Source organism: Singulisphaera sp. GP187 (genome assembly GCF_900129635.1).
Taxonomy (GTDB): Bacteria; Planctomycetota; Planctomycetia; order Isosphaerales; family Isosphaeraceae; genus Singulisphaera.
Genome location: NZ_FSRB01000003.1, coordinates 120452 through 141757 on the forward strand (window position 1 = coordinate 120452; position 21306 = coordinate 141757).

The following is a 21306-nucleotide window of genomic DNA, read 5'->3' on the forward strand; positions in this document are numbered from 1 at the left end:
ACCAGGGCCAGGAGGCTCCGGTCGTCGCGGATCGTATCCGGGTCGGGAACGGGTGTAAAGCTCAAGATCCGAAGCCGTCTCCGGCCTGAATTTCTCCCATTCCGCCGCGGAATTCAGGCGGTCGGCAGAACGGTCCCGAGCTTCGAATCCCAGCGCCTCTCAACCTCCTGAAACGAGCCGTTCCGCCTCCGCCTCGAGCGCGAAGCTATAGGCGAGTGGATAGAGCGGCTTGGCGTTGTGCCCGCGAAGGATGTCGGGAAGCGAGGCGAGTTGCCGGCGACAGTAATCCCGAATCGCGTCGAGCCGAGGAAGCGAGTCGACGAGCGCACCCGACCGGACAATCGGGACGAGGAGCGGCTCACCGTCCGACGGTTCGTCCGCTTTTGTCACTCGGTCGCATGAGAACCGTCCCGTGGCATCCCGGAACCGATAGACCTGCTTCGCCATCGGATAGGTCTTCTTGCCAGGACTGCGCTTGATCCTCCCGGTGCCGTTCAACTCGACGAGTTTATAGACGATCGACAGACTGGGCGCGTCGCGGCTCGTGATCAACTCGGTGCCGACCCCGAACGAATCGAACGGCGCTCCGTGCCGCACCAGGCGGGCGATCGCGGCTTCGTCGAGGTCGCCGCTCCCAATGATCTTGACCGCGGATCGGTTCGCGGCGTCGAGGATGGCTCTGGCTTTGAACGCAAGTGCGGAGAGATCGCCGCTATCAAGGCGGATGGCCTGGATCGCAGGCTCGAGCGCCGCGGCAAGGCGAACGCCTTCCACGGTGTCGTAAGTATCCACGAGCAGCGTCGATGCGTTGGGGAAAATCGCGTTGAAAAACGCGAAGGCCTCGGCTTCGGTCGGGAACGACTGGACCCAGGAGTGGGCCATCGTACCCACGCAGGGGATCCCCAACCGATGTGCGGCCTCAACATGGCTCGTCCCCGCGCAGCCGGCGAGATAGGCGGCCCGCGCCGCGAGAAACCCGGCGTGAGGACCGTGGCCACGCCGCGCTCCGAAATCAAAGACAGGGCGGCCCTCCGCCGCCTCGACCAGGCGCGCGGCTTTCGACGCGACCAAGGTCGGATAGCCAATGGAAGCGAGTAAGAAGGTCTCCACCCATTGCGCCTGGGGCAATGGGGCCTCGACCCGAATCAGAGGCTCGCCCGCAAAGACGACCGACCCTTCGGGGGCCGCCCAGACATCGCCCTCGAACCGGAGGGTCCGGAGCGACTCGAAGAACGAGGAGTCGATGTGCGAGAGCGCCGGGAGGCGCCGGATCGCGTCGACCTGTGCGTCGGAGAAAGCCAATCGCAGGAGGTCGCCGATCGCCTGTTCCAAGCCCGCAAAGACGAGGAACGCGCGGTGGTCCGGCAGTCGCCGGACGAACAACTCGAACGTGGCACGGTCGCGGTCCTTTCCCGCCTGCGCATAGCCCGCCATCATCGTGAGCTGGTAGAGGTCCGTGACCGCACCAAGTGACTCGGGGTCTGGCCAGAGGGAGACGGGAGGATCCGGAAACAAGGGGGGATTCCTCTCAAGGGAAGCGGAGCAGGGAGGGTCATCTCACGCGATTTCGCAATGCGACGCTCGGCAGCCCGGCCGGCTTCAAGAGCAGGATCAGGTTCGAGCGAATCGGGTTTCGGGCGAACGCAGATCCGGGCGAGATATCGAGCAAGGTCACCGGGTCTAGAGTTTCGTTGCGGGTCTCGAAGATTCGTCCCGTGACAGCCGAGGGCAAGATCGGTTCAACCCCGCCGTCGAACAAGGCGTCGTCAAGGATCGCCCACTCGTGAGGTTGCTGGATGATGTCGTCGAGACCTTCCAGGATCCGAAATCGGTATCGCCCTTGGAGTAACAGGTAGAAGGCGAGCGGACGCCGGCCCAAGACGACCAACTCGGGCTCTCGTCCCGAGGCGGCAGGAATGAGCTCGGGCAGTTCGCTGACCAGGTCACGGAGCGTCGAGGTCGACAGGTAGAAGCGGGCGAACGAGAACGACCGCGCCGCCGTGTTCCACTGGAAGATCAGTCCGACGACGAAACACACCAGGATCGGCACGAAGAATCTCAACGACCGGACTCGCGGTTCCGCTCGCTCCCAGGCTCGATCTCCCGGTTCGAGCGGCTCCGAGGGAAGGAGCTCGACGAGGAGACCGGCGGCCAGGAGCCAGCCCGCGGCATGCAAGGGGAGCCAGAGGCGGGCATACGGATGATAGAACGGAGTCAGCACCGAGAGCAGGAGCCACCAGCTCCCGAACATGCGTCGGGCAGGACTGGTCGCGATCAGGAGCCAGGGAGTCGCGGCGAACCCAATCCACCAGGGGAGGCTTGGTAACACCGCGAGTGCGATCCCCCCGCCGACGAGTCCCGAACTGAGCCGTATCCAAGACACCCCTGGCTTCCCGGCGAACAGGGAACTCCCGTGTCTTGACCAAGCGCACGCGAGCCAGGCGACAGCCCAGGTGAATCCGCCCCAGGCGGCGCCGCCCGACAGGGCGACGAGCTGGGCCTGCTGTTGGTTCCAGTAGGGATACCACTGGGCCGGGCCTCCCAGGTAACTCCGGTGGTGCGTGAGCAGCGCCTGATACCCGCCGTGCCGTTCGACGAACTGATACCAGGGCCAGTAGACCAACAACGCCAACCCGGCCGCGACCGCGCTCAGGAGTACCGGACCAAATCGGAGGCGGCCAGCCGAGAGCCACGCGCGACGTAGCTCGGCATGCCCGACCAAGCCCACGAGGGCGGCAAAAGCAACGATCAGACCGGTGAGCCAACCGTTGTACTTGAACTGCTGAGCCAGCCCGACTCCTAGTCCGAGCGCAAGGGCACGACCGATCGTCGGCTTCTCGAGGAAGCGCCCCCCTAGCCCGATCGCAATCAGCCAGACCAGCCCAAGTGGCACGTCGGTTAGCGCCTTTCGCGAAAAGGCGACGTGCGGCATCGCCAACGCGGTCAAGGCCGCCGAGGCAGCCCCGGCGCCGACTCCGAAGGTCCGACGGCCAACCCAGGCCGCCACCGGTATCGTGGCTACGCCACAGAGGGTCGAGGCGAGGATCGCGGTGACATCGCTGACCCCAAGCACAAAGTCGATGACTCCCACCAAGAACGGAAACCCGGGAGGGGCGTAGGCGATCACGATCGGATTGAGGCCGGCGAGCCCTTGTGGGCTCAGCGACCAGAGTCCCGATAGGGCGTAGATCCCCTCGTCGAATTGATTCAGTCCGAGCCCCCCATAGCCCCAGAACCGAAGCCCTGTCCCCACCAGCGTGAGGATCGAGACGGCAACGAGCTCACGGCGGGTCGACGGTTGGAAGCGATTCATGGGGGCCGATCATATACGAAACCGTGGGGAATCTCATCACGTCAGGCTGGTAAACCGTGACCTGTTTCACGTGGAACCGCACAGCCGGTTGACGCCGAGCCGGTCGAACTTTAACCTCAGAGTCGTATTCCTTTCCAACAACGGCCACCGGGGTTCCGCGTATGGTCACGCTCTTTACCGACCCGCGGATGCTCGACCACATTCCGCCCGTCCAGCACCCGGAACGTCCGGAACGACTTAAAACCATCCTACGCCAGCTCGAGAGAACCGGGTTGCTGGCATCCTGCCCGATCGGGACCGTCCGCGAGGCGACCCGCGAGGAACTGCTCCGAGTCCATACTCCCGGTTACTTGAAGATGGTCGCCGACTTCCAGGCAGAGGGCGGGGGGCGATCGAGGAGGATACCTGGGTCTCCCCGGGCTCAAACCGGGCGGCGCTGCTCGCGGCAGGGGCCGCCGTCGAAGCCGTGACCGCCGTCGTCAACGGCCCCGGGAACCGTGCACTCTGCCTGGTCCGTCCCCCAGGGCACCACGCCAGACCGGACGCGCCGATGGGGTTCTGCCTCTACGGCAATGTGGCGGTCGCCGCGGCCGACGCCGTGCATCGTCTGGGAATGCACCGCGTCCTGATCGTCGACTTCGACGTGCACCACGGCAACGGGACCCAGGAAATGTTCTACGACGATCCCTCGGTCGCGTTCCTCTCGATTCATCGCTTCCCGTTCTACCCGGGCACAGGCGCGGCGAACGAGACCGGGACCGGGCGGGGCCTCGGGATGACCAAGAACATCCCCCTGCCCGCCCATGTTTCTCGGGCGGACTATCACGCGGCGTTCCGGGCTGAATTGGATTCGATCGCGGATCGGGTCCGCCCCGAGCTCGTTCTGATCAGCGCGGGTTTCGATGCCCACGAGGAAGATCCCGTGGGCGGTCTGGGTCTGGTGGAGGAGGACTTCGAAATTCTGACTCGCAACCTCATCGACGTCGCCGAGACCCATGCGCAGGGTCGGATCGTGAGCGTCCTTGAGGGGGGTACAACGTTTCGCGGCTCGCGGGATGTGTTGAGGTTCATCTCCGTAGCTTGGGCGCAGGACAGGTGGATCGCAAATGAACGCCGCTTCCGAAGGGTCGACGATGCCAATGACGCCGAGCGGCCCGCGACGTCGGATTCCGTTCTTTGCTCGAATCCTCGCCGCGATGATGCTCGGTGTGGTCGTCGGCCTGATGTTCGGTCCACGAGCGGAACCGCTTGGCCAACTCGGCAACGTCATCATCGGCTTGATCAAAACCCTCGCGGCGCCACTCCTGTTCTTCGCCGTCGTGGACGCCTTTCTGCGCACTCAGATTCGGCTCCGGAGCGGCTTGATCATGCTCGCCATCACCGCGACGAACGCGGCGTTGGCGGTCATCATCGGTCTGACGCTCTCGAACACACTTCGACCCGGCGATCATCTCACCGTATCGAGCGCGTTAAGCGCGCAGGCGAAGGCCGAGAGCGCCGTGCCCGAGGCCAAGAAGATCGACTTCTTGCGTGAGTTGACGAACTATATCCCCAGTAGCGTCGTCCGCCCGTTCCTCGATAACTCGATCATCTCGATTATTTTCCTCGCCCTGCTCTCCGGCATCGCGTTGCGGCACGTGAAAAACGAGCAAGTGGCGGAGGGCGACCACGCCTACCGCGTGGTCGAACAACTCGTCGCGACGCTCTATCGCGCGATCGAGTTCATGCTCGGCGGAGTGATCGCGTTCGTTCCGTTGGCGGTCTTCGGCGTGGTCGCGAAGATGATCGGCCAAGAAGGTTTCGCCCCGTTAGTTGGCTTGGCCGCCTACGTTGGGGTCGCGGTCCTTGGCTTGGCGATTCAGGTCTTGGTGGTCTATCAGGCCTGGATCTACTTCGTCTCCCGACGGACCTTACGCGAGTTTTGGGTGGGCGCGCGGGATGCCGTGGTGTACGCGTTGGGGGCGAGCAGTAGCCTCGCGTCGCTCCCGGTCACACTCCGTTGTCTCGATCGGATGAAGGTCTCGCCCCAGTCGGCTCGGCTTGCGGCCTGCGTCGGGACGAATCTGAATAACGATGGGATCTTACTGTACGAGGCGATGGCGGTCCTCTTCGTCGCGCAGGTCTACGGCATCGAGCTCACGCTCGGCCAGCAGTTGCTGACCGCGGCATCCTGCGTGATCGCGGGTGTAGGGATCGCGGCCGTGCCCGACGCGGGTCTCATCTCGCTCGCTTTGGTGCTCGCCACCGTCGGGTTGCCACTGGAGCTGCTCCCGCTGCTCCTCACCGTCGACTGGCTGCTCTCGCGCTGTCGCGCAATGACCAACGTGACGAGTGATATTCTCGTGGCCGTTCTCCTCGATCGGTTCGATCGGGAGCAGAGTCCACCGGAGGAGGGGGCGGATCCAGAGCTCGAAGTCCAAGCTCCAATCCCGGTGGAAGCCACCGGGTCATTTCCGCCCCGAACCGCTTGAAGTGTGTGATGACCCCGACGGGATTTGAACCCGTGTTGCATGCGTGAAAGGCATGTGTCCTAGACCAGGCTAGACGACGGGGCCTAAGCGGAGAGCAGCGGCGACAAGAAGAATAAACTTCCTGTCGCATCTCATCTCGATCGCTTGGAGCGATCGAGACAAGAGTCCAACGAAGTAAGGAGCGGATCGAGAGCTTGAAAACCAAGCTCCAATCCCAGTGGAAACCACCGGGCTATTTCCACCCCAGACCGCTGAAAAAGAGCAGTGACCCCGACGGGATTTGAACCCGTGTTGCATGCGTGAAAGGCATGTGTCCTAGACCAGGCTAGACGACGGGGCCTTAGTGTTGCGGCGAGGAATAATGTAACCGGACGAGGGAGATCAGTCAAGCCGAGGACTGACGAAGTTCGTCGAGAGTTGCCAGAAAGATTGGAGTCGGTCCGAGCCCGTTGCGGCGCCGTCGGGAAGCCGTTAGCCTCGGGAGAACCGAAGGGTGCGAAGCTACCAAGAGACAGGTCAGTCAGCAAACGAGGGTCGCCACCATGTTGAAGATCTTGTTGATGTCGGGCGATGCAGGCGAGGCGCAGGAGATCTACTACGCCAAGTACCGCCTGGAAGAGGAGGGGTGGCTAGTTCACATCGCGGCACCCGAGAAGCGGGCCTTCCTCTCCGTGGTCCACGACTTCGAACCCGGATTCGACACGTACACCGAGAAACCGGGCTACCGAGTTGAGGCCGACCTTGGATTTGCGGAAGTCGATCCGACGGCCTATGACGCCCTGGTCCTGCCAGGAGGCCGTGCCCCCGAGTATCTTCGGAACCGGCCCAACGCCGTGACAATTGTCCGACATTTCGTCGCGTCGAACAAGCCGATCGCGGCCAACTGCCACGGCCCGTTGCTTTTAATTGCGGCCGGTGGCGTCAAAGGGAAGACGCTGACCTGCTATCCCGACCTCGAGCCCGATCTTTGTGCCGCGGGCGCGGAGTTCGTGAATCGTGACGTTGTGGTCGATGGGACGCTCGTGACTGTCCGAGGATGGCCGGACAACGGCCCCTGGATGCGGGAATTCGTCCGCATCCTCAAATCGACGACGCCAGTGTAGAAGCACGAGTTGAACGTCCCGGGAACGCCCGAGGCCGAAGTCGGCCGACGGGGTTTGGGACGGGAGCCGTCAATGCGATGAGGCCCGTCGAGGGCCTCATGGTGCGCAGGTGGGAAGGGGCCAGGCCGTGAGCCTGGTTGCCGTTGAGTCGACTCGATTCAGCTCACGCCCGAATCAGGACTGACCGGACTCCGATCGGGCTCGCCCACCTTCGTTTGGTTTTGGATGGCCTCGTACACCTCGCGGCGATGTACCGTCACATCCTTTGGGGCGTCGATGCCTAGGCGCACCTTATCACCCCGAATCTCGATCACGGTAATCGTGATGTTATCGTTGATGATGATGCTCTCGTTCTTCTTACGGGAGAGAACCAGCATCGCCGCTCCCCTCTAAGCCAAGCGTCCTTGGCAAGACCCGTGTAACACGGGAGGCACATCTTCGAAGTCGATACGTCGTAGAGGTCTTCCGTCATCACCAGCAACGGGATCGACATCCTCATTACAACTTTACACGCCGAAGATAGGGGGTCAAGGGGCCGTGGGAATTTCCCCACTTTCGCAGATCAGGAAACCCGGGTAGTTTCCATGATCTGCGTAAGCCGTGAAGTGGTGAACGCCAGGATGGCGGGAGGGGTTAGTTGTCGAGTTCGGAGGAATAGCGGCGATAGAGGTTGCCCAGCCCGAGGTCGAAGATTTCCGCCTCGATGTCTTCCGGTTCCGCGGGGTGAATCGTTTCGCGAAGCTCCATGATGAGGAGTTCGAGGAACTTGGCTCGGGCCCGCTGGAGGGTTTTGCGGAACGCTTCGGGAGTCACGGTCGTTCGGTTTTGTTCGCCCAGTTGCTGTGCGAGCTCGTCGATCGACGCCTTGGGGTTGCCCACTCGGAGGTGAAGTACCGTCGCGTACCGATTCTTCGGGGTGTTGACTTCGTAGGTGTCCAGCCGTGTCCAGACGCGCTTGATCACAGCTTCGCGCCAGACCCGATCGTAATCGGCGTCGGGGCTTGCCGGGTCGAGGAGATCGCCGGGCGGGAGTGGCTGAATCTTCTTGGCTCGGAAGTGGTCGATAATCAGGCGATGGAGCACGGTCCGCAGATAGTCGCGGAACCGCCCTTTATTGTTGTCCGCCCCCGCCAACTTGTGCGTGAGGAGTTTCGTCCAGAACTCCTGGAAGACTTCGTCGGCCAGATTTCGATCGCGCAGCTTGAGTCGGAGGTATCGTTCCACCGCATCGTGATAGCGGCCGATCAACTCACGCATCGCCGCCTGGCCGACCGGCCCGGGGCAATGCGCATTGCGAATCGTGGTCCAACTCGTCTCCAAGTCGGTCAGGTTCTCGCCCGAGATTGGATTAGCCCCTGATTCGGGGAGGTCCATGTTCTGGCCCACCTCAGTTGGACGTTTCCCGTAAGCCTAGGGAGTTTCACGTGGAACTTCACTTGATGCCCTAGCCCGAGGGCAATACGCCCGGTCGCCCTTATGAGACTCGACGCGATCGAGCCTGTCAAGAAGAGCGACAGTGGCGATCGAAATTTCCCGCACCGGGGGGTCGGAACGCCGTTTTGGGAGGAGACCGCAACCCTCGTGAAGTCTCCCGAACAAGTACGCCCGGCAGGATTCGAACCTGCGACCGACGGTTTAGAAAACCGTTGCTCTATCCACTGAGCTACGAGCGCATCGATGATCGGCAACTCGGCCGCGCGGGCCTTGGCGGTATTGTATGAGGTGCGCCCGGCAGGATTCGAACCTGCGGCCTGCGGTTTAGGAAACCGCCGCTCTATCCACCTGAGCTACGGGCGCGATTACTGAGTGCGTGCTCGATAATGCTCCAAGAGGCGGTATGCTGTCAACGCCGGGAATGCGTGACTCACCGATTTCGTGAGTTGCGCGCGATTTGAGCGCGCGGTCGACATCAACACCGAGGGGGGGCCTGAGATGACGGTCGGGGAGCGAGTCGCGATCGTAACGGGAGGTTCCCGAGGCATCGGTCGGGGGATCGTCGAAGAACTCTCCGCCCTGAAATACTCGGTGGTCGTCAACTACCGTTCCGATGGCGAAGCCGCTGAGGCGACCTGTCGTGAAGCCGAGAACCGAGGGGCCCCGCGTACTCTCGCGATTCGCGCGGACGTCTCCGACCTCGAAGCCGGGCGAGCCATGGTGGAGCGGACCGTTGCCGAGTTCGGCCGGATCGACCTCCTGGTGAACAACGCGGGCGTCGCGCCCTTGGTTCGGCTCGACCTCATGAACACGACGGCCGAGAGTTGGGATCGCGTCCTCGGGATCAACCTCCGCGGCCCCTTCTTCCTGACCCAGCAGGTGGCCACGTCGATGGTCGACTTGCTTCGTGCCGGCACGATCGCCGATCCTCAGATCATTTTCGTGACCTCGATCTCAAGCACGTTCGCCAGCGTCACCCGCGGCGAGTACTGTGTCTCAAAGGCGGGGCTGAGCATGGTTGCGCAGCTCTTCGCCACCCGGCTGGCCGACGAGGGGATCCGCGTCAACGAGGTTCGTCCGGGGATCATCGCCACCGACATGACCGGCGCCGTCCGGGACGTTTACGATCGGCGGATTGCCGGCGGGCTTGTCCCGATCCGACGCTGGGGAACTCCGCTCGATATCGGCCGAGCGGTTGGGGCGCTGGCCGCCGAGTCCTTCCCTTACACCACCGGGGAAGTCTTTCATGTGGATGGAGGTTTGCACCTTCGGCGGCTCTGAATCGCCCCCGACCGTTGTTGGGTCCGATTCCGCTCATTCCCCGAGCCTCAGGCGTCACCCCGCCGCGAGCCGACCGTACCCCCAGTGGTCGGACGATCGATCCCAATGGGAACGAGCCGTTTCGGCTGACCAAGCGAGCCGAGCCAGGGTAGGGGTGTCGACGCGTGTTCCTCTTCGGTTACAATTCTCCTGAAGTCCGGGTCGTTTCGCATCACCTCCCCCTGTCGCTCAAACCGCGATTGTGTTCGGACTCAGGATCGAAGTCACCGGCCAATCGGCCGACCGCGACCTATAAGGAGATTTGGTGGCGTGGGCTTCGCGAAGTCCGGGCTTCCAAATCATTGAAGAGAGCGTCGGCGTTTGACGGGAGTGAGTTCCCGGTCGATGTCGTGAGTTGGGGATGGGAGCGTCAATGTCCGAGGGTGCAACCACCAACGCCAGCAAACCTCAACCGAGGATTGGCAGTTACCTCCTGCTCCACTCGCTGGGCTCGGGGGGGATGAGTTCGGTCTTCAAGGCCGTCCACGTCGAAACTGGCCATGAGGTGGCGGTCAAGGTGCTCCCGCGCGCTCTGGCCAAGAATTCGACGCTGCTTCAGCGCTTCATTCGCGAAGCCAAAAGCGCCGAGTCGCTCGAACATCCCAACATCGTTTCGATCTACGATCGCGGAGTCGATCAGGGCCGTCACTACCTCGTTCTCGAATATGTCGAAGGGGGAGACCTCCACGACCGCGTGCGGCAAGGCGGCCCGATGGGGATCGGTGAGGCCGTCGCAGCCATTCGCTCGATCGCAACCGGTCTGCAGTACGCGGCGAGTCAAGGCTTGATCCACCGTGATATCAAGCCCGCGAACTTGCTGATGACCCCGTCAAAGCTCGTCAAAATTATTGACCTCGGCCTGGCGCTCCAGGCGGAGAGCGAGGATGAACGGGTCACTCGGGAAGGGACGACCGTTGGCACGGTCGACTATATGTCGCCCGAGCAGGCACGCGATAGTCGAGCGACGAGCGAGCGAAGCGACATCTATTCGCTGGGCTGTACCTTCTACTTCTTGTTGACGGGATTTCCTCCGTTTCCCGGCGGCGACATCGCCGATAAGCTCAGCCGACACTGCTCCGAGCCTCCTCCCGACTCGCGGAAACTACGCCCCGAGATCCCTGGCCCGGTGGCGCTCCTGATTCGTCGAATGATGGCGAAGCGTCCCGAAAACCGGTTCGCGAACTACGCGGAGTTGATGGACGAGCTCGACGTCGTGCCCACGGCCGTAGAGCCCTTACCGAAGGAGGTCGATGATCCCGACCTGCTCTTCGCATTGGTGGACGAGGGCGACGAAGGTGGGGACGGCGATACGCCCACGGTCGATGCGTTGGGAGAGCCTGTCTTCGCCCTGATCGACGAGGACGACAACGATCCGATCACCGAACTTTCCGTCGATCGGCTCGAGCTCCTCGAGCCTGAACCGAAGCGACAGGCCGGGATCCTTGGCCCTCGGACGGAATCGACTCCGCCGATCGAGCTGACCATGGCGGAGCTCGCCTCACTCGACGACCCCACACCCGTCTCCGCGCCGCTCCGTCGGCCCACACCGGCTGCGCCCATCAGCCGATTGGCCGGCCCGGACCTCTTGGCCAACGCATTGCTCGAGGAGGAGCTGGACGCTCAGTTCGAGCCATCCCCCTATCTCTCGGGTTCGCGGACCCACGATGATACGACCAAGAAGCTGGTACTCACCTACACGCTCATCGGGCTGGGGCTGATCGTATTCATCATCGGGGTCCATCAGCTCTACCTTGCCTCGCTCCCCACTCAGGAACTGGAGGTCGAACGCCCGGAGATATCGAAGGCGAACGATGCGCCGGAACCGGTGGTTGCCAGCCTCGTTCCCCCCGCGCCACCACGCCTGACGTCGATTCCGCCCCCGGTTCCGACGATTGCCGATCCGCGGGCCAAGGAGCCCGTGCCCGCTCTGCCTTGGGTCGAGCCCGATGACCCGGTTTCCTCGGTGCTCCAGGAACCCGACTACGGCTTGGAACGTGAGCGGCGGTTCATCCCGGCCTGGGCAAGGACCAACGTTCCGGATCGACTCGGCGGTCACTTCATGAGCGTGAAACGCGTGGTCGATCCCCGAGATCCCAGTCAGAAACATGCCCTGAAGCCAGCGCTCGAGGCGACGATCGGTGGAACCATCGAACTCGCCGATAGCGGCCCTTTTTTTGAAGACGACCTGCGGATCCGCGGCGATGCGCTGCTGATCCGAGCGCGCGAGGGTTATCGTCCGATCGTCTGCATCGAACCGGGTCAGCTCGACGTCGTCCGAGGACAACCCGCCTTGATCGTGCTTGAGGGCAAAAGTCTGGTCCTCGAGGGTCTCGATCTGGTCGTCAACGTCCAAGATCTGCCACTGGCCCAGACGGCTCTCTTCCTCTGCCGCGGCGGAAATCTGACGCTCAGCCGCTGCACCGTGACGATCCAGAACCCATATCGCCGGCCCTTCAGTCTGGTTCGAACCACGAGCGCACCCCGCCCCTCACGAGTGCGAATCGAGCAGTCGATAGTCCGCGGCGCCTCGTTCTCGGCCCTGACGCTGAATGGTGGTAGTGTTGACGTCGTCTTGACTCGGACCGTGGTCGCGAGCGGGGGAGCGCCGCTGATTCAGACGGCGAGTGTGGAGCTGGACGCTGACCGAACCATTTTGTTCAATCGGAGCGTACTCTCTGGTCGCGGCTCGCTTCTGGAAGTGGGTAACCACTCAGGGCCTGGCCGCCCTCGACCGATCGTCCTTCGCGCACTCGGCACAACGTTCGCCCAGCTGGCCGGCGAAGGGACGGCGAGCCTGATGGTCTCGGCGGCGGAGGAGGGCCGTCCCAACGAGCAGATTCGGTGGGCAGGTGCGTTCAACGTCTTCGCAGGGTGGCACAACTGGATGTCGACCGCGAAGGGACGCGTCGTCAAGCTCGCTAATCTTTCGGCGGCACGGAATGCCTGGCCCGACCTCGAGGCCGGGAATCGTGAGGATTTTACGCGTTGGCGAATCCCGGGCTCGCCGTTGCAACTCCGCCCAGCCGAGCTGGCACCGCTTGCAGTCGAGCGTGAGGGCAGCTTGTCACGAGTTGCATCGCCGAGTCCTTACCTCCTCGAAAAGACTTTTGAGCCGTTCAACAACCCGACGATTCCCCGGCTCGCGATTCCTTCCCGCCCCTTGCCAACAACGAAGCCCGAGCTTCCGACACAACCCTCGATCACGGCGGCCACGCCTCCGGAGAGCGCGGCGGGCGAGGCGAGTTCCCGAGGCGAGCGCGAACTCGCCTTTAATCTCGCGGCCGCCCCCTGGAATGGTGACCTCGGCCTCTTCCTGCGCGACCAAGTACGGAAGGAGGACCGGCGACTGCGCGTCTTGGTCAGCGGGAATGGTTCACCCTACTCCACACCGATCCAACTTCCGGTCGGACTCTCGTTGGAAATTCACCTCGACCCATCCCGGTCTTCTGAACTTCCGCCGGTCATTTGGTCGCCCGTCAAGGGGTCGTCAGGCGAGGCCTTGATCGACGTCCGTGGGGGCGATCTGGTGCTCACCAACGTCCGACTCAGCCGCGACGGCTCGGCATCCCCAAAGCACCTGATCCGGGTCGACGCCGGGCACCTGATTTTAAACCAATGCTGGCTGACGGCTCCCGGCACGGTCGAGCAGGGGGGAGGCGACCTGATCTGGTTCCGGGCGACGAGTACCGAGCCGCGTCCGGAACCTTCGAGCCTGTTTCAAACCCATGCGGATCGCCCGATGTGTCTGCTGACCGATACGCTCTTGATGACGGGCGGCGACGCGATCCGGGCGGACGTCGGACGCGGCTTCCTCTCACTCTCGAATTGCGCAATGGCGGTGGGAGGATCCGCCTTTGATCTTCGGCCCGCGAAGGTGGCTCGCGACCGTTTCGAGGCGGGACTCGCCATCGACCGCTGCACCCTCACCGCGGAGGAGAGCTTCGTGAGCCTGGGCCGATGGCCGGGTTCCAACCCTGGTCCGGACCGCCCCTGGCTGGTCACCACCAAGGATAGCGTTTTCCTGGCGAGCTATGACCGCAGCAGTGTCGCCACCGAAAGTGTCCTGCTCCGCGCCGAGCCCGATTCCCTGGCCCGTGGTAGCTATTTCTGGCAGTCGAGCAACGACGCATTCGATGTCACCCATTTCACAGCGCTCGCCGGGATCCCTCCCATGACCCCAAGGCGGCCCGATGTCCACCGCCAGTGGGTCAACCTCTGGGGCGCGAATCATATTCGCAATGCGACCGGACCGCTCTGGCCCAAGGGCAGCGTCCTGTCGACCCAGAGCGTGCGGTTTTATGACCGACTCCAATCCCGGAATGTCTCGCCCGCCGACCTCGAGCTCGACCCAACCCACCACCCCGGGCGCCCGCGGCTGAACGTGGGCGCGGACCTGCTTCGGCTTCAGATCGGCTTGAGGAAGCAGGAGCGGCGGTAAGTCCCGAGTCGCACAAGCGGCGAATCGGATTCTCAATACCATCGAATGCGCAGGGCATCTCACCTGCCCATTTGACAATTCGTTCGATGGTCCGTCGCCGACTCTCGTATAATCTCGAAGAGGAGTGGTGAGCGTTCAACGATTTGGTCGTGCGCGAGGAGGAACGCCCGTTGCCTTTTCAAGGACTGATGGGTGATAATCAAAGAATCGTGGCGGAGCGTGGGGGCCTTCAAGGGAAGGAGGTCGGGCAAGTTATGTCGTTCCTCCGAACTGTAGGCAGATTTTCAAGTCTCGTGGCCCTCCTGACGGTCTCGAGTGTCCAAGGGTCGGAACGTCCGGGATCGAGCTCATCGGGGTCAAGCTCGTCGGGATCGATGCCCACGGCGAATATTCCGGCCGCCGTGAGTGGCTCTTCCTCGGGCTGGCGGTACTATCCTTATCCGTACTACCAGACGATCGGTCCGAACGGACTCCCGATTACGATTCTGCCGCCGATGCCTCCAGTCATCATGCCGGCGGTTTTGGTACCCGTCGCGGTTCCCCAGCCTCCGGTTCCCAATGGCGGCAACTTCGGTCTGGCGGGTCCACTCCCGCGGCGCGGCGTCCCTGTAGTGCACGCCCAACTTCCGGCCACCAAGAAAAAGGCCGATCCTGCTCGGGCTAATCAACTCGTGACTTATGGTGACCGGCTGTTCCGCGGTGGCAATACCCGAAAAGCTGAGGAACGCTACGAGCAAGCCGCCCGAGCCAACCCGAGCTCCGCCGCCCCCCAAGTTCGCCTCGCGCAGCTTGCCTTGGTCCGTGGTCTTTACAGTGAGGCGGCCGACCACCTCCGAGCCGCGCAAACCGCCGAGCCCGGTTGGATCACGAACGTCGACGACGTCCAATCGATCTACAGTGAACCCGCCGATTTCGCGAAGCAGATCGCCCGGCTCGAGTCGCACCTTCAAGCCACACCGGGGGACCGTGACGCTTGGCTCGTTCTGGGAGCCCAGTGGTTCCTCTCAGGCCGAACCCAAAAGGCGGCCGATATCTTCCTACGGTTATCCGACCGCCAACCGGATGCGACCCTCGAGGCCTTTCTTGAGGCGTCCCGCTCGAATGATCCCGCGCCGGTCCGCTGACCACCAGGCGCGTGATCGTGGCGTGACCGACCGCTCGGTCACGCAGGTAGGATCGCGGAAGGTCCGAGTCGGACTTCGATGTTCTCGGATCGACTCCCTCGTCAAGCCCGACCGTTCGTCAGTCTCACTCTTTTTTGGTGGGGCAGGGCGGGTGTTCATAAGACGAGAACCAGCGCCAGACCAGACCCGATCCCCAAGATTTCACGTGGAACAATGAGGCGATCGGATGTCCTGGCAACTTGCTCGATGGGGTGAGCTACTGGCGAGCAGCCCCTGAGGCAAGCCTACGCTCATCATCACAGTACACCACTCGAGAGGCGGGCCTCACTTGGGACCAGGTTCTGCTGAAAAGCAGGGTTCGGGTTCGTCCTCAACGACCAAAGCAGGGGCAGTCCCAATCGTTGGGCCACTGATTCCTACACCGCGTACGCAGCAGAGCTTCCCAGACCGAGCCGCGCACGCAGCGCGGCGGAGTCAGCGATCGGGTTGCGCCCGTCATCTCGGAAGGCCAGTCCTGTGACCGCTTACTCCGCTGCGCTGCGTGCGCGGCTCGGATCAAGCGAGGCTCATCGCTGAGGATCGGTTGGCTGGGGTCCGTACTCGGATTCCAGCCAACCGATCGAAAACCGCTCGGGCCGAGACGTTGAGGCCAGAACGAGATCAGCAATGCCGTGCTCTTCATCCGCGGAGAAGCATGCGTCGAAGGCGGCGCCCGCGATCAGGTCAAGAGGTCGAGGACGCCGAAGGCGAGTAGCCCCATGCTGATCGCAATATTGACTTGAAAAAAGGCGATGTTGACCCGCGTCAGATCGTCGGGGCGGACGAGCGCATGCTCATAGGCCAAAAGCAACGCAACCGCACCGATTCCCACGAAGTAAACTCGGCCGAGCGGATAGGACCAGCCGAGTGCGATCAGGGCAACGATCATGACCGCGTGACACAACGCGGCCAGCCGCAACGCCCGGCGTACCCCGAACCGAGCCGGGATACTGTGCAGCCCGGCCTCGCGATCGAAGTCGGCATCCTGGCAGGCATAGATCATATCAAAGCCTGAAACCCAGAAGAGTACGGCCAGGCCGAGGAGGACAGGGGGCCAAGCCAGGTCCCCTCGTAACGCGATCCAAGCGGCGACCGGCGCCAACATCAGTGCAACGCCGAGCCAGACGTGCGCCAGGCTCGTGAACCGCTTGGCGTAGGAATAACCGAGCAGCCAGAGCAGGACCGGAACCGAGAGCCGTAGCGGCCACGGATTCGGCAAGAAGAGCAGTGTCGACGCCACGAACACCACGATGCAGATCAGCGTGAAGAGCACCACCGAGGCGACGGAGAGCTGTCCGCTCGGCAGATGTCGCATCGCCGTGCGCGGGTTTAAGGCGTCGATGCGGCGATCGGTGAGACGGTTGAACGCCATCGCGGCCGAACGAGCCGTCGCCATGCAGAGCAAGATTCCGATCCAGTCGCGAGGACGTCCCTGCCAGCCTTCGGGCGTGTGCGCGGCGAGCACGGCACCCAGCAAGGCGAAGGGCAAGGCGAAGAGCGTATGGCTGAACTTGATCATCCCGAGTAAATCATTCAGTCGGCCGAGCATCACCGAGGCTCCGGGAGGGAGACCGATTCAGGTCCCCCTTCTTGTCGAAGTGTTTAGTCATCGTCGTGAGCCCGAGGTCGCCCAGCCAGGGCCAGAGTCGAAATAGGCCTCCAACCACGCGCCAGGGCCAAACCACCCGGCGCGGGACGGAGAGACGCCGTTGGGGATGTTCAATCAAGCGGACGATCCGTCGCGCCACGTCGTCGACCTGGGCCGACATCCAAGGGGCCGGCGCGTCCAGCAGCGGGTTGTACTCGCCATTCTCGGGCGCGAGCTTTTCCAGGGCGCTGAAGAATTCGGTCTTCACCGGACCGGGCTCGACGAGGCAGACCCTGACTCCCTTGTGATGGAGCTCACGTCTCAGCGCATCGTTCCAGTAGGCGAGGCCCGCCTTGGTCGCACCATACGCGCCCAGGGCCGAATTGGCCACGCAACTGATCGCCGAACCGATGTTGATGATCGTGCCGCGCCGCTCAAGCAGATGGGGCAGGGCGTGCCGGCTCAGCATCAGGGGAGCGACGAAGTTGACCTCGAGCTGGCGGCGGACGTCCGTCGGATCGGCGTCGGCGAACAGGGTGGGCAGACCGAACCCGGCATTGTTGATCAGCACGTCGAGCTGCCCGAACCGCGCGATCGTCTCGGCGACGAGACGCTCGGGCGTGGACGGATCCTCGAGCGCCGACGGAATGACGAGGACCTCGATCGCGCTTCGTCCCGAATCGCCTGTCGTGTGCTTCTCCGAAAGCCCGCGGAGTTGCTCCGCCAGCTGGTTCAGGCGGTCTTCACGCCGCGCGGTCAGCACAAGGTCAAAGCCCTGACTCGCCAGTTCTCGCGCGATGCTCGCTCCAATCCCAGCCGACCCGCCGGTGAGGAGAACGACTCTTCTCTTCGCAACGACCATGAATCACAAGGCTCCGCGGGTTCCAGTGGCAGTGGCGGGGGTTTCACCCCAGCGCCGGGCCGGGAGCTCAACGCCAAGCTGGTCGCAGATTCGCGAGACGACGAACTGGACCAGGTCGTCGAGCGACTGGGGGCGATGATACCAGCCCGGCATCGCCGGTAAGACCAGTGCGCCTGCACGCGTGACGCTGAGCATGTTTTCCAGATGGATCTGGCTGAGCGGGGTCTCGCGAGGAACGAGAATCAGAGTGCGTCGTTCTTTCAGATGAACGTCCGCCGCGCGCGTGATCAGGCTCGTCGTGATCCCATGCGCGATCGACGCCAGGGTACTCATGCTGCAAGGAGCGACGACCATCCCCGCGGTTCGGAACGACCCGCTCGCAATGCCCGCGGAAAAGTCTCGATGGTGATGGTAGACGATCCGTTGCGCATCGAGATCGCCGAAAACTGAAACGTCGAAGTTCCCCAGCGAGACGTTGATATCCATCTCTTCACGGAGAACTTGCACCCCGCTCTCACTGATCGTGAGATGGACCGTACGCCCGGTCCGACTCAGAGCGTGCAGGAGTGCCACGGCGTATGGCGAACCACTGGCGCCGGTCATCGCCAGGACATAACCAGGAAGGGGAGGGGGGGCCGGGATCGCGCTCATCCCGCCACCCCTCGGACCGGCTTGGTACCGACGTAGAGCGTCGCGATACCAAAGGTCAGCGGGTAATGCCGGGTCTCGTTCAGTCCTCGTGAGGTCAGCAAGTCGAGCATCGCCTGACCATCGGGAAATTGGAGAACGCTCGAAGGCAAGTAGTGATAGGCGTCGTGTTGATTCGGCGCGATCGCCTGGCCAACCTTGGGGAGGACATGCCGAAAGAAGGCGAGATAGAGGCGGCCGAGCAGGGGCCCTCGCGGCCGCGAGAATTCCAGGATCGCAACCTTGCCGCCGGGCCGGGCGACCCGAATCATCTCGTCGATCCCACGAACCGTATTGCTCACGTTTCTCAGGCCGAAGGCGACGGTGACGATCCCGAAGGTGTCGCTGGGGAGCGGCAGGCGCTGGGTGTCACCCTCGACCAGGACGATACGTTCGCTCGCCCCCGCCTTCTTGACCTTGCCGTTGCCGAGGCGAAGCATCTCGTGGCAGAAGTCGGTGCCGATGACTGGCGAACGTCCCTGACTCGCCCGATCATAAGCCAGCGCGAGGTCCGCGGTGCCGGTGCAACAGTCGAGCACCGGTACACCCGGCTCGGGCGGGACGGTCCTCGTAGTGAACCGGCGCCAGAGGCGGTCGACATTCAAGCTCAAGAGGTGGTTGAGCAGGTCGTACTTCCCCGCGATCGAGGTAAACATCGACCGTACGCGCATCGACGATTTATCGACGACGTCCGCCTCGTGTCGGCGCTCTGCCGGTTCGGTCTCCGTGGACATTCCCATTCCCTTTGCAGTTCCCAAGCGGGTCGACTCGACTGCCGCACTCTTGACCCCGTCTGATTGTAGCGTCAACCGGGCGCGACTCGATATCGCACTTCCGACCGAAACCGATGAGGCAGACGTGGCTTGGCGATCCTCGGCCGAATTCCTACTCTGTCTTGGGAACCCGCCGACAACGAACCGCCCGGAGCCGTCGAAACAAGATGGGCTATCGCACCTTGGCCGAATGCGTGACCGACCTGCGGACGCGCCGGATGCTGGTCGAGATCGACGAAGAAATCGACCCCTACCTCGAAGCCGCGGCGATCCAGCGCAGGGTCTACGAGGCCGGAGGACCCGCACTCTGGTTCCGCCGCGTCAAGGGAAGCCCGTTCGGCATGGTCGGGAACCTCTTCGGGACGATCGACCGAACTCGTTTCCTGTTCCGCGACACCCTCGAGGCCGTGCGGCGGCTCGTCGAAATCAAGGTGAGCCCCCCCACGCTCCTCCGTAACCCTTGGCGCTACCGGGGGGTGCCAAACACCGCGCTTCACTTACTACCGTGGCGGGTCGCCCGCGGCCCGATCCTCGGGCAGACGACCACGATCGACCAGCTACCGCAACTCCAGTCCTGGCCCCGCGACGGCGGTGCCTTTATTACCCTGCCTCAAGTCTATTCCGAGGATCCCGATCGGCCCGGGCTCTCGAAGTCGAACCTTGGCATGTATCGGGTCCAGCTCTCGGGGAACCAGTACGAGCCGAATCGTGAGGTTGGTCTCCACTACCAGATCCATCGCGGGATCGGAGTGCACCACGCCGCGGCGATCCGCCGTGGTGAGCCGCTGCGCGTCAACATCTTCGTGGGCGGCCCGCCGGCCTTGACGGTCGCGGCCGTCATGCCGCTGCCGGAGGGACTCCCCGAGTTGAGCTTCGCCGGGGCTCTGGCAGGGCACCGGATCCGGATGGTCTCCCCCCCTGGCCAACTGCCGATGCCCGCCGAGGCCGACTTTGTCATCACGGGCACGATCGACCCCGACGTCCGGAAGCCGGAAGGGCCGTTTGGCGACCACCTCGGCTACTACAGTCTCACCCACGATTTTCCGGTGCTTCGCGTCGACCGAGTCTACCACCGCGCCGGGGCGCTCTGGCCGTTCACGTCGGTGGGCCGCCCACCCCAGGAAGACACCTCGTTCGGCGCCTTGATCCACGAGCTCACCGGCCCCTTGGTCCCGACCGTGATCCCGGGTGTCCACGCCGTCCACGCCGTCGACGCGGCCGGCGTCCACCCCCTCCTCCTGGCGATCGCCAGCGAGCGCTATGTCCCGTATGCCGAGGTCCGTCGACCACAAGAGATCCTGACCACCGCCAACGCGATCCTGGGCCAAGGGCAGATGTCGCTGGCCAAGTATCTCTGGATCGTTGCGCGCGAGGACGACCCGACCCTCGATCTCCACGACATCCCACGATTCCTCCGGCACGTACTCAAGCGGGTCGACTGGAGCAACGACCTCCACTTCCAGACGCGAACCACGATCGACACCCTCGACTATTCTGGCCACGGCTTCAACCAAGGCTCAAAGGTCGTCATCGCCGCGGCCGGTCCCGTACGTCGGACCCTGTCCACCGAGCTGCCGGCGGACCTTCGCCTCCCGGACGGCTTTCACTCGCCTCGGGTGGCGATGCCGGGCATCCTCGTCATTCAAGGTCCACCGTACGAGCACGGGGCAGAGGTGCTCCGACGACTGACGGAGTCTGACCGGCCGAGGGATCGAGTCGAAGGGTTCCCGTTGGTCGTCGTTGTCGACGACAGCGAGTTCACCGCGCGGAGCGAGAAGAATTTTCTTTGGGTGACGTTCACTCGCTCGAATCCCGCGTCCGACATCGAAGGGTTCGGCGCATCGATCACCCAGAAGCACTGGGGCTGCACAGGGTCCCTGGTGATCGACGCGCGGATCAAGCCGCACCACGCGCCACCCCTGATCGATGACCCGGCCATCGAACGTAAGGTCGATGCCCTGGCAGGGCCAGGCCGCCCCTTGCACGGAATACTCTGAGACGTTGATTTCGGTTTTCTTTGATTTTCTGATGGACAAATCGCAGCGATGCACCGGCCGCTGGGTGCCACGGGTTGTACTCAACCCGCGAGCGACCGCCCGGGTTTCTGGCTCACGAGTTGAGTACAACCCGTGGCACCCAGGGCTTGCACAGCAT

The 21306-nt window shown here is 63.4% G+C and carries 15 protein-coding genes, 4 tRNA genes and 1 pseudogene; 8 read left to right on the forward strand and 12 right to left on the reverse strand.

All coding sequences use genetic code 11. The features are described 5' to 3' along the window. Positions 1-159 precede the first annotated feature (159 nt). Positions 160-1515 carry a nicotinate phosphoribosyltransferase gene (locus tag BUS42_RS36475; protein WP_074315986.1) on the reverse strand — a complete coding sequence of 452 codons (1356 nt, stop codon included), beginning with the start codon at positions 1513-1515 and terminating at the stop codon, positions 160-162. Positions 1516-1552: 37 nt separating this feature from the next. Further along, a complete protein-coding gene (locus BUS42_RS36480) occupies positions 1553-3313 on the reverse strand; it encodes an ArnT family glycosyltransferase (protein WP_074315989.1) in 1761 nt (586 codons plus the stop codon). 188 nt (positions 3314-3501) lie between these two features. On the opposite strand from BUS42_RS36480, the gene BUS42_RS45735 reads away from it, so the two are divergent. The 3 genes and pseudogenes from BUS42_RS45735 to BUS42_RS36490 all read left to right on the forward strand — a co-directional run bounded on the left by BUS42_RS45735 (position 3502) and on the right by BUS42_RS36490 (position 5784). Next, positions 3502-3783: an arginase family protein gene (locus BUS42_RS45735; protein WP_254054115.1), complete on the forward strand. Its 282-nt coding sequence runs from the start codon at positions 3502-3504 to the stop codon at positions 3781-3783. Further along, positions 3750-4292 (forward strand): annotated as a pseudogene (locus BUS42_RS45740) (histone deacetylase); the annotation flags it as partial. The gene BUS42_RS45735 and the pseudogene BUS42_RS45740, both read left to right, overlap by 34 nt. A gap of 127 nt (positions 4293-4419) precedes the next feature. Continuing rightward, a complete protein-coding gene (locus tag BUS42_RS36490; RefSeq protein WP_254054050.1) occupies positions 4420-5784 on the forward strand; it encodes a dicarboxylate/amino acid:cation symporter in 1365 nt (454 codons plus the stop codon). Positions 5785-5793: 9 nt separating this feature from the next. Here the strand turns inward: BUS42_RS36490 and BUS42_RS36495 are convergent. Beyond that, positions 5794-5868 (reverse strand) — tRNA-Glu (locus BUS42_RS36495). Positions 5869-6049: 181 nt separating this feature from the next. Beyond that, positions 6050-6124, reverse strand: a tRNA-Glu gene (locus BUS42_RS36500). 202 nt (positions 6125-6326) lie between these two features. Between BUS42_RS36500 and BUS42_RS36505 the strand changes: the two genes are divergently transcribed. After that, positions 6327-6887 carry a DJ-1/PfpI family protein gene (locus BUS42_RS36505; RefSeq protein WP_074315991.1) on the forward strand — a complete coding sequence of 187 codons (561 nt, stop codon included), beginning with the start codon at positions 6327-6329 and terminating at the stop codon, positions 6885-6887. Positions 6888-7045: 158 nt separating this feature from the next. Here the strand turns inward: BUS42_RS36505 and csrA are convergent, their stop codons facing one another. The 4 genes from csrA to BUS42_RS36525 all read right to left on the reverse strand — a co-directional run bounded on the left by csrA (position 7046) and on the right by BUS42_RS36525 (position 8684). Then, positions 7046-7264 (reverse strand): carbon storage regulator CsrA, encoded by a 219-nt coding sequence (gene csrA, locus BUS42_RS36510; RefSeq protein WP_074315993.1) that lies wholly within the window; start codon positions 7262-7264, stop codon positions 7046-7048. 256 nt (positions 7265-7520) lie between these two features. Next, positions 7521-8261 (reverse strand): RNA polymerase sigma factor, encoded by a 741-nt coding sequence (locus tag BUS42_RS36515; protein ID WP_074315995.1) that lies wholly within the window; start codon positions 8259-8261, stop codon positions 7521-7523. Between the two features lie 226 nt (positions 8262-8487). Continuing rightward, positions 8488-8560 (reverse strand) — tRNA-Arg (locus BUS42_RS36520). Positions 8561-8610: 50 nt separating this feature from the next. Further along, positions 8611-8684 (reverse strand) — tRNA-Arg (locus tag BUS42_RS36525). 135 nt (positions 8685-8819) lie between these two features. Between BUS42_RS36525 and BUS42_RS36530 the strand changes: the two genes are divergently transcribed. From BUS42_RS36530 to BUS42_RS36545, 3 genes are all read left to right on the forward strand, one after another. Further along, positions 8820-9602, forward strand: coding sequence for a 3-ketoacyl-ACP reductase (locus BUS42_RS36530; RefSeq protein WP_074315997.1), 783 nt, complete (start codon positions 8820-8822; stop codon positions 9600-9602). 412 nt (positions 9603-10014) lie between these two features. Continuing rightward, the gene (locus BUS42_RS36535) at positions 10015-14079 is read left to right on the forward strand and encodes a serine/threonine-protein kinase (RefSeq protein WP_074316000.1); all 4065 of its coding nucleotides are present in this window, start codon (positions 10015-10017) and stop codon (positions 14077-14079) included. 374 nt (positions 14080-14453) lie between these two features. Further along, positions 14454-15203: a tetratricopeptide repeat protein gene (locus BUS42_RS36545; RefSeq protein ID WP_074316005.1), complete on the forward strand. Its 750-nt coding sequence runs from the start codon at positions 14454-14456 to the stop codon at positions 15201-15203. A gap of 718 nt (positions 15204-15921) precedes the next feature. On the opposite strand, the gene BUS42_RS36550 is transcribed toward BUS42_RS36545, so the two are convergent. From BUS42_RS36550 to ubiE, 4 genes are read right to left on the reverse strand one after another with little or no spacing between them, the layout of a single operon-like run. Beyond that, complete coding sequence (locus tag BUS42_RS36550; protein ID WP_074316006.1) at positions 15922-16791, reverse strand: UbiA-like polyprenyltransferase; 870 nt, start codon at positions 16789-16791, stop codon at positions 15922-15924. Then, positions 16772-17692 carry an SDR family NAD(P)-dependent oxidoreductase gene (locus BUS42_RS36555; RefSeq protein ID WP_074316008.1) on the reverse strand — a complete coding sequence of 307 codons (921 nt, stop codon included), beginning with the start codon at positions 17690-17692 and terminating at the stop codon, positions 16772-16774. The genes BUS42_RS36550 and BUS42_RS36555 overlap by 20 nt, the downstream gene beginning before the upstream one ends. 3 nt (positions 17693-17695) lie before the next feature. Next, positions 17696-18343, reverse strand: coding sequence for a UbiX family flavin prenyltransferase (locus BUS42_RS36560; RefSeq protein ID WP_074316010.1), 648 nt, complete (start codon positions 18341-18343; stop codon positions 17696-17698). Then, entirely contained in the window at positions 18340-19113 is a 774-nt protein-coding gene (gene ubiE / locus BUS42_RS36565) for a bifunctional demethylmenaquinone methyltransferase/2-methoxy-6-polyprenyl-1,4-benzoquinol methylase UbiE (protein ID WP_254054051.1), read from the reverse strand. The genes BUS42_RS36560 and ubiE overlap by 4 nt, the downstream gene beginning before the upstream one ends. A gap of 206 nt (positions 19114-19319) precedes the next feature. Here ubiE and BUS42_RS36570 point away from each other — a divergent pair, with 206 nt between their 5' ends. After that, entirely contained in the window at positions 19320-21149 is a 1830-nt protein-coding gene (locus tag BUS42_RS36570; protein WP_074316014.1) for a UbiD family decarboxylase, read from the forward strand. Positions 21150-21306: the final 157 nt, after the last annotated feature.

Coding starts and splice junctions, on each gene's coding strand:
- BUS42_RS36530 (WP_074315997.1), top strand. CDS start 8,820: ATGACGGTCGGGGAGCGAGTCGCGATCGTAACGGGAGGTTCCCGAGGC.
- BUS42_RS36570 (WP_074316014.1), top strand. CDS start 19,320: ATGGGCTATCGCACCTTGGCCGAATGCGTGACCGACCTGCGGACGCGC.
- BUS42_RS36505 (WP_074315991.1), top strand. CDS start 6,327: ATGTTGAAGATCTTGTTGATGTCGGGCGATGCAGGCGAGGCGCAGGAG.
- BUS42_RS36545 (WP_074316005.1), top strand. CDS start 14,454: ATGCCCACGGCGAATATTCCGGCCGCCGTGAGTGGCTCTTCCTCGGGC.
- BUS42_RS36535 (WP_074316000.1), top strand. CDS start 10,015: ATGTCCGAGGGTGCAACCACCAACGCCAGCAAACCTCAACCGAGGATT.
- BUS42_RS36480 (WP_074315989.1), bottom strand. CDS start 3,313: ATGAATCGCTTCCAACCGTCGACCCGCCGTGAGCTCGTTGCCGTCTCG.
- BUS42_RS36550 (WP_074316006.1), bottom strand. CDS start 16,791: ATGCTCGGCCGACTGAATGATTTACTCGGGATGATCAAGTTCAGCCAT.
- BUS42_RS45735 (WP_254054115.1), top strand. CDS start 3,502: ATGCTCGACCACATTCCGCCCGTCCAGCACCCGGAACGTCCGGAACGA.
- BUS42_RS36560 (WP_074316010.1), bottom strand. CDS start 18,343: ATGAGCGCGATCCCGGCCCCCCCTCCCCTTCCTGGTTATGTCCTGGCG.
- BUS42_RS36555 (WP_074316008.1), bottom strand. CDS start 17,692: ATGGTCGTTGCGAAGAGAAGAGTCGTTCTCCTCACCGGCGGGTCGGCT.
- csrA (WP_074315993.1), bottom strand. CDS start 7,264: ATGCTGGTTCTCTCCCGTAAGAAGAACGAGAGCATCATCATCAACGAT.
- ubiE (WP_254054051.1), bottom strand. CDS start 19,113: ATGTCCACGGAGACCGAACCGGCAGAGCGCCGACACGAGGCGGACGTC.
- BUS42_RS36515 (WP_074315995.1), bottom strand. CDS start 8,261: ATGGACCTCCCCGAATCAGGGGCTAATCCAATCTCGGGCGAGAACCTG.
- BUS42_RS36490 (WP_254054050.1), top strand. CDS start 4,420: ATGAACGCCGCTTCCGAAGGGTCGACGATGCCAATGACGCCGAGCGGC.